The organism is Streptomyces phytophilus (assembly GCF_013870535.1).
Classification (GTDB): Bacteria; Actinomycetota; Actinomycetes; order Streptomycetales; family Streptomycetaceae; genus Streptomyces; species Streptomyces phytophilus.
Genome location: NZ_JACBXC010000364.1, coordinates 1 through 5,082 on the forward strand (window position 1 = coordinate 1; position 5,082 = coordinate 5,082).

4 protein-coding genes and 1 pseudogene are annotated in these 5,082 nt (G+C 73.0%); 2 read left to right on the forward strand and 3 right to left on the reverse strand.

Going from position 1 to position 5,082, the window contains the following annotated elements; all coding sequences use genetic code 11:
• Together H5J30_RS17000 and hutU are read right to left on the reverse strand one after the other, a co-directional pair.
• Positions 1–227 (reverse strand): annotated as a pseudogene (locus H5J30_RS17000) (allantoate amidohydrolase); the annotation flags it as partial.
• Positions 228–247: 20 nt separating this feature from the next.
• Positions 248–1,933 carry a urocanate hydratase gene (hutU, locus tag H5J30_RS17005; protein ID WP_181788274.1) on the reverse strand — a complete coding sequence of 562 codons (1,686 nt, stop codon included), beginning with the start codon at positions 1,931–1,933 and terminating at the stop codon, positions 248–250.
• Between the two features lie 142 nt (positions 1,934–2,075).
• Between hutU and H5J30_RS17010 the strand changes: the two genes are divergently transcribed.
• Together H5J30_RS17010 and H5J30_RS17015 are read left to right on the forward strand one after the other, a co-directional pair.
• Entirely contained in the window at positions 2,076–3,440 is a 1,365-nt protein-coding gene (locus H5J30_RS17010; RefSeq protein ID WP_181788275.1) for a type III PLP-dependent enzyme domain-containing protein, read from the forward strand.
• A 107-nt stretch (positions 3,441–3,547) separates the two neighbouring features.
• Positions 3,548–4,906: an APC family permease gene (locus tag H5J30_RS17015; RefSeq protein WP_181788276.1), complete on the forward strand. Its 1,359-nt coding sequence runs from the start codon at positions 3,548–3,550 to the stop codon at positions 4,904–4,906.
• 3 nt (positions 4,907–4,909) lie between these two features.
• Here the strand turns inward: H5J30_RS17015 and H5J30_RS17020 are convergent, their stop codons facing one another.
• A complete protein-coding gene (locus tag H5J30_RS17020; RefSeq protein ID WP_374100988.1) occupies positions 4,910–5,047 on the reverse strand; it encodes a pyridoxine 5'-phosphate oxidase C-terminal domain-containing protein in 138 nt (45 codons plus the stop codon).
• Positions 5,048–5,082: the final 35 nt, after the last annotated feature.

A 5,082-nucleotide genomic window follows, 5' to 3' on the forward strand; every position in this document is an offset into this window, starting at 1 on the left:
TCGGGTACGGAGTCGAGGTGGGAGCCGGTGACGACGGCGCCGCCGGCGGCGGGGTCGCCGAGCCAGGCCCACTGGTTGCCGTTGCGGTCGGTCTCGTACGCGAGCCCGCGCGCCTCGGCCTGTGCCCGGAACCAGGCCCGGCAGTCGGCGTCGGCGGCCGTCCACGCGAACCTGCGGTAGCCGCCGGAGGGCGCGTACCGCCCGAGGGGGCGCAGCTCGCGCCACATCTCCTGGAACGGGGCGGGGCTCACGGCGCGGGGTCGCCTTCCCGCATCGGTACGCGCACGCCCTGCTCCGCCGCGATCTCCTCGGCCCGCTCGTAGCCCGCGTCGACGTGCCGGATGACGCCCATGCCCGGGTCGTTGGTCAGCACCCGGCGGATCTTCTCGCCCGCGAGCACCGTGCCGTCGGCGACCGTGACCTGGCCGGCGTGCAGCGAGCGGCCCATGCCGACGCCGCCGCCGTGGTGGATGGAGACCCAGGACGCGCCGGAGGCGACGTTGACCATGGCGTTGAGCAGCGGCCAGTCGGCGATGGCGTCGGAGCCGTCGCGCATGGCCTCGGTCTCGCGGTACGGGGACGCCACCGAGCCGCAGTCGAGGTGGTCGCGGCCGATGGCGAGCGGGGCGGCCAGTTCGCCGCTCGCCACCATGTCGTTGAACCGCTCGCCGGCCCGGTCGCGCTCGCCGTAGCCGAGCCAGCAGATGCGGGCGGGCAGGCCCTGGAAGTGCACGCGCTCGCCGGCCAGCCGGATCCAGCGGGCCAGCGACTCGTTCTCGGGGAAGAGGTCCAGGATGGCCCGGTCGGTGGCGGCGATGTCCCGGGGGTCGCCGGAGAGCGCGGCCCAGCGGAAGGGGCCTTTGCCCTCGCTGAACAGGGGGCGGATGTAGGCGGGTACGAAGCCGGGGAAGTCGAAGGCGCGCGCGTAGCCGGCGAGCCTGGCCTCGCCGCGGAGGGAGTTGCCGTAGTCGAAGACCTCGGCGCCGGCGTCCTGGAAGCCCACCATGGCCTCGACATGCCGGGCCATCGACTCGCGGGCGCGGGCGGTGAAGTCGGCGGGCTTCTCGGCGGCGTACGCGGCCATGTCGGCGAAGTCGACGCCGAGGGGGAGGTACGCGAGCGGGTCGTGGGCGGAGGTCTGGTCCGTGACGATGTCGATCGGCGCCCCCTCCGCGAGCAGCCGCGGCACCGCTTCGGCGGCGTTGCCGAGGACGCCGACGGACAGCGGGCGGCGGGCTTCGCGGGCCTCGGTGGCCAGGCGCAGGGCGTGTGCGAGGCTGTCGGCCTTCGCGTCGAGGTAGCCGTGTTCCAGGCGGCGTTCGATGCGGGAGGGGTCGCACTCGATGCACAGGGCGACGCCGCCGTTCATGGTGACGGCGAGCGGCTGGGCGCCGCCCATGCCGCCGAGCCCCGCGGTCAGGGTGATGGTCCCGGCGAGGGTGCCGCCGCTGTGCTTGTTCTCACGGCCGAGCTTCGCGGCGACGGCGGCGAAGGTCTCGTACGTGCCCTGGAGGATGCCCTGCGTGCCGATGTAGATCCACGAACCGGCGGTCATCTGGCCGTACATGGTCAGCCCGAGGGCCTCCAGCCTGCGGAACTCCTCCCAGGTGGCCCAGTCGCCGACGAGGTTGCTGTTGGCGATGAGGACGCGGGGCGCCCACTCGTGGGTCTGCATGACGCCGACGGGGCGGCCGGACTGGACCAGCATGGTCTCGTCCGGGCCGAGGGTCGTGAGCGTACGCACCATGGCGTCGAAGGAGTCCCAGTCGCGGGCGGCCTTGCCGGTGCCGCCGTAGACGACGAGCTTGTCGGGGTGCTCGGCGACCTCCGGGTCGAGGTTGTTCTGCAGCATCCGCAGGGCGGCTTCCTGCTGCCAGCCGCGGGCGCTGGGCTGGTTGCCGCGCGGCGCCCGCACGGGTCGGGGTCCTGCCATGCCTGCCTCCTGGCGCGCTCGACCTCTCTGAATGGAGAGAAACACATCCTGGCGCGACTGAATTACCCTAGTCAAGACTGCCTCGCGTCCGACACTTGGACGCCGTACGACAGCATTTGCGGACGGATGATTGGATGCCGCCATGCCTGACGACGAGCCCGTTCCCGTGCCGCAGAACGTCCCGCTCGCCGCCCGCCGCGACCTGGCGGTGCGCGCGGCGCTGGCCGAGGGGCTGGTGTCCGACGCCGAGCCGGTGGTGGGGCTGCTGGACGTCGCGGGCATCCGGGAGTCGGCGGCCGCCCTGCGGGCCGCGTTCGACGAGGTGGTCGCGCCGGGGACGCCGGTGCTGCACTCCTTCGCCGTCAAGGCCGCGGCCCTGGTGCCGGTGCTGCGGCTGCTCGCCGCCGAGGGCCTGGGCGCGGAGGTGGCCAGCCCCGGCGAGCTGGAACTGGCCCGCGCGGCGGACGTGCCCCCGGAGCGGACCGTGCTCGACTCCCCCGCCAAGACCGCCGCCGAGCTGCGCGGCGCGCTGGCCCTGGGCATCACCGTCAACGCCGACAACCCCGGGGAGCTGGCCCGCATCGACGGCCTGGTCGGCTCGGCGCCGACCCGCTCGGTGATCGGCGTACGGATCAACCCGCAGGTCGGCGGCGGCAGCATCGGCGCGATGAGCACGGCGACGGCCACGTCGAAGTTCGGCGTGACGCTCCAGGACGAGGGCGCCCGCGACTGGCTCGTCCGCGCCTACGCGGACCGCCCCTGGCTGACCGCCCTGCACACCCACACCGGCTCGCAGGGCGTGCCGCTGCCGCTGATGGCGGCGGGGGTGCGGGCGGCGTACGAACTGGCGGAGGAGATCAACGCGGCCGCCGGCCGCCGGCAGGTCACCACCCTGGACATCGGCGGTGGGCTCCCAGTCAACTTCGACTCCGACGAGGTCACGCCCGCCTTCCAGGACTACGCACGCCTCCTGCGGGCCGAGATCCCGGGCCTGTTCGACGGCCGCTACGCGCTGGTCACGGAGTTCGGCCGCTCGCTGCTGGCGAAGAACGGCCTGGTGCTGGCCCGCGTCGAGTACGCCAAGTCCGCCGGCGGCCGCCCCATCGCGGTCACCCACGCGGGCGTCCAGGTCGCCGTACGCACCGTCTTCACCCCGGAGTCGTGGCCCCTGCGGGTGGCGGCGTACGACGCGCAGGGCCGCCCGAAGACGGGCCCCCGGGTCGCCCAGGACGTGGCGGGCCCGTGCTGCTTCGCCGGCGACCTGGTGGCCCGCGCCCGCGAACTCCCCCCGCTGGCGGCGGGCGACCACGTGGCACTCCTGGACACGGGCGCGTACTACTTCTCCAACCCCTTCTCCTACAACAGCCTCCCCCGCCCGGCCGTCCACGGCTTCACGACGGACGCCACCGGGGTCCGCTTCGCCACGGTCAGAACGGCCCAGACCCTCCCGGAGATCGTCCAGGAATCCGGCGGCGCCCACAGCGCGTCCCTGACCGCGCTGACCTGATCCGGCCGCCCGCAGGGCGGGTTCGACCGGTCACCCTCCGACGCCCCCTGATGTAAGGGGCGGAGGTAAGGGGTTGGCGTAAGGGGCTCGTGGGCATTGGCAGGGGCATGCTGAATTCCACGGAAGCGGGCGGCCCGCCACCCTCCGACGGCGGTACGCCGCTGAAGCGGGCCATCGGGCCCAAGTTGCTGCTGCTCTTCGTCGTCGGCGACATCCTCGGCACCGGTATCTACGCCAATACCGGTGCCGTCGCCGGGCGGATCGGCGGGGCGTTGTGGCTGCCGTTCGTGATCGGGTTCGTGGTGGCGATGCTCACCGCCGCCTCGTACGTCGAGCTGGTCGGCAAGTACCCGCGGGCCGCGGGGGCGGCGCTGTACACGCAGAAGGCGTTCCGGGTGCCGTTCCTGACGTTCATCGTCGCGTTCATGGTGATGTGCTCGGGGCTGTCGTCCGCGAGCGCCGCCGCGCGGGCGTTCAGCGGGGACTACCTCCAGGAGTTCGTCGACATCTCGCCGACGCTCATCGCCATCCTGTTCATCGTCGTGCTCTCCTCGCTCAACCTGCGCGGCGTCTCCGAGTCGGTGAAGACGAACGTCGTGCTGACCGTCGTCGAAGTGACCGGGCTGCTCGTCATCCTCGGCATCGGCGTCGCCGCCGTGCTGACCGGTGAGGGCGAGCCGTCGCGGCTGACGGAGTTCGACACCGGCGGGACCGGCTACGCCGTGCTCACCGGGGTGCTCGGGGCGACCGCCCTGGGGTTCTTCGCCTTCGTGGGGTTCGAGGACTCGGTCAACATGGCGGAGGAGACCAAGGACCCGGTACGGAACTTCCCGCGGGCGATCTTCCTCGGGGTGGCCATCACCGGCACGATCTACGTCCTCGTCGCGCTCGTCTCCTCGCTGATGGTCGACCACGAGCGGCTGGCCGGGTCCAGCGGGCCGCTGCTGCTGGTCGTGGACGAGAGCGGCGTGGACTTCCCCGCGAAGCTGTTCGCGCTCATCGCGCTCTTCGCGGTGTCCAACTCGGCGCTGATCAACATCATGATGGCCTCCCGGCTCTGCTACGGCCTCGCCAACGAGCGCGTGCTGCCGCGCGGCATGGCGCGCGTGCTGCCGGGGCGGCGGACGCCCGTGGTCGGGATCGTCTTCGTCACCGTGCTGGCGATCGGGCTGGTGTCGACCGGCGAGATCGAGGGGCTGGGCGACACCACCTCGTTCCTGCTGCTGTGCGTCTTCGCCGTCGTCAACGTGGCCGTGCTCGTGCTGCGCCGCGACCCGGTGGAGCACAAGCACTTCCGCGCGCCGACGTGGATACCCGTGCTGGGCGCCGCCACCGCCGGCATCCTGGCCAGCCCGCTGTCGGACCGGCCCGCGGACGTCTACATCCGGGCCGGCGTGCTGCTGGCCATCGGGATCGGGCTGTGGGTCGTCAACCAGGCCGCCCTGCGGGCGCCCGGGCAGAAGTGAGGCTCAGGGCCACAGCATGCGCTTCGTCCACCCGGGTGGCGCCGACTCGTATACGAGCCGGGTGTGGCGCCGCGCCTTGTCGCCCTGCCAGAACTCCACCGTCCGCGGCCGCACCGCGTACAGCGTCCACCCCGGCGCCACCAGCCCCGGGTCCGCCTCGACCCGCGCCAGCGACT

What these genes read in the sequence shown, in the direction of transcription:
- hutU (WP_181788274.1), bottom strand. Translation starts at nt 1,933, where the DNA reads ATGGCAGGACCCCGACCCGTGCGGGCGCCGCGCGGCAACCAGCCCAGC.
- H5J30_RS17010 (WP_181788275.1), top strand. Translation starts at nt 2,076, where the DNA reads ATGCCTGACGACGAGCCCGTTCCCGTGCCGCAGAACGTCCCGCTCGCC.
- H5J30_RS17015 (WP_181788276.1), top strand. Translation starts at nt 3,548, where the DNA reads ATGCTGAATTCCACGGAAGCGGGCGGCCCGCCACCCTCCGACGGCGGT.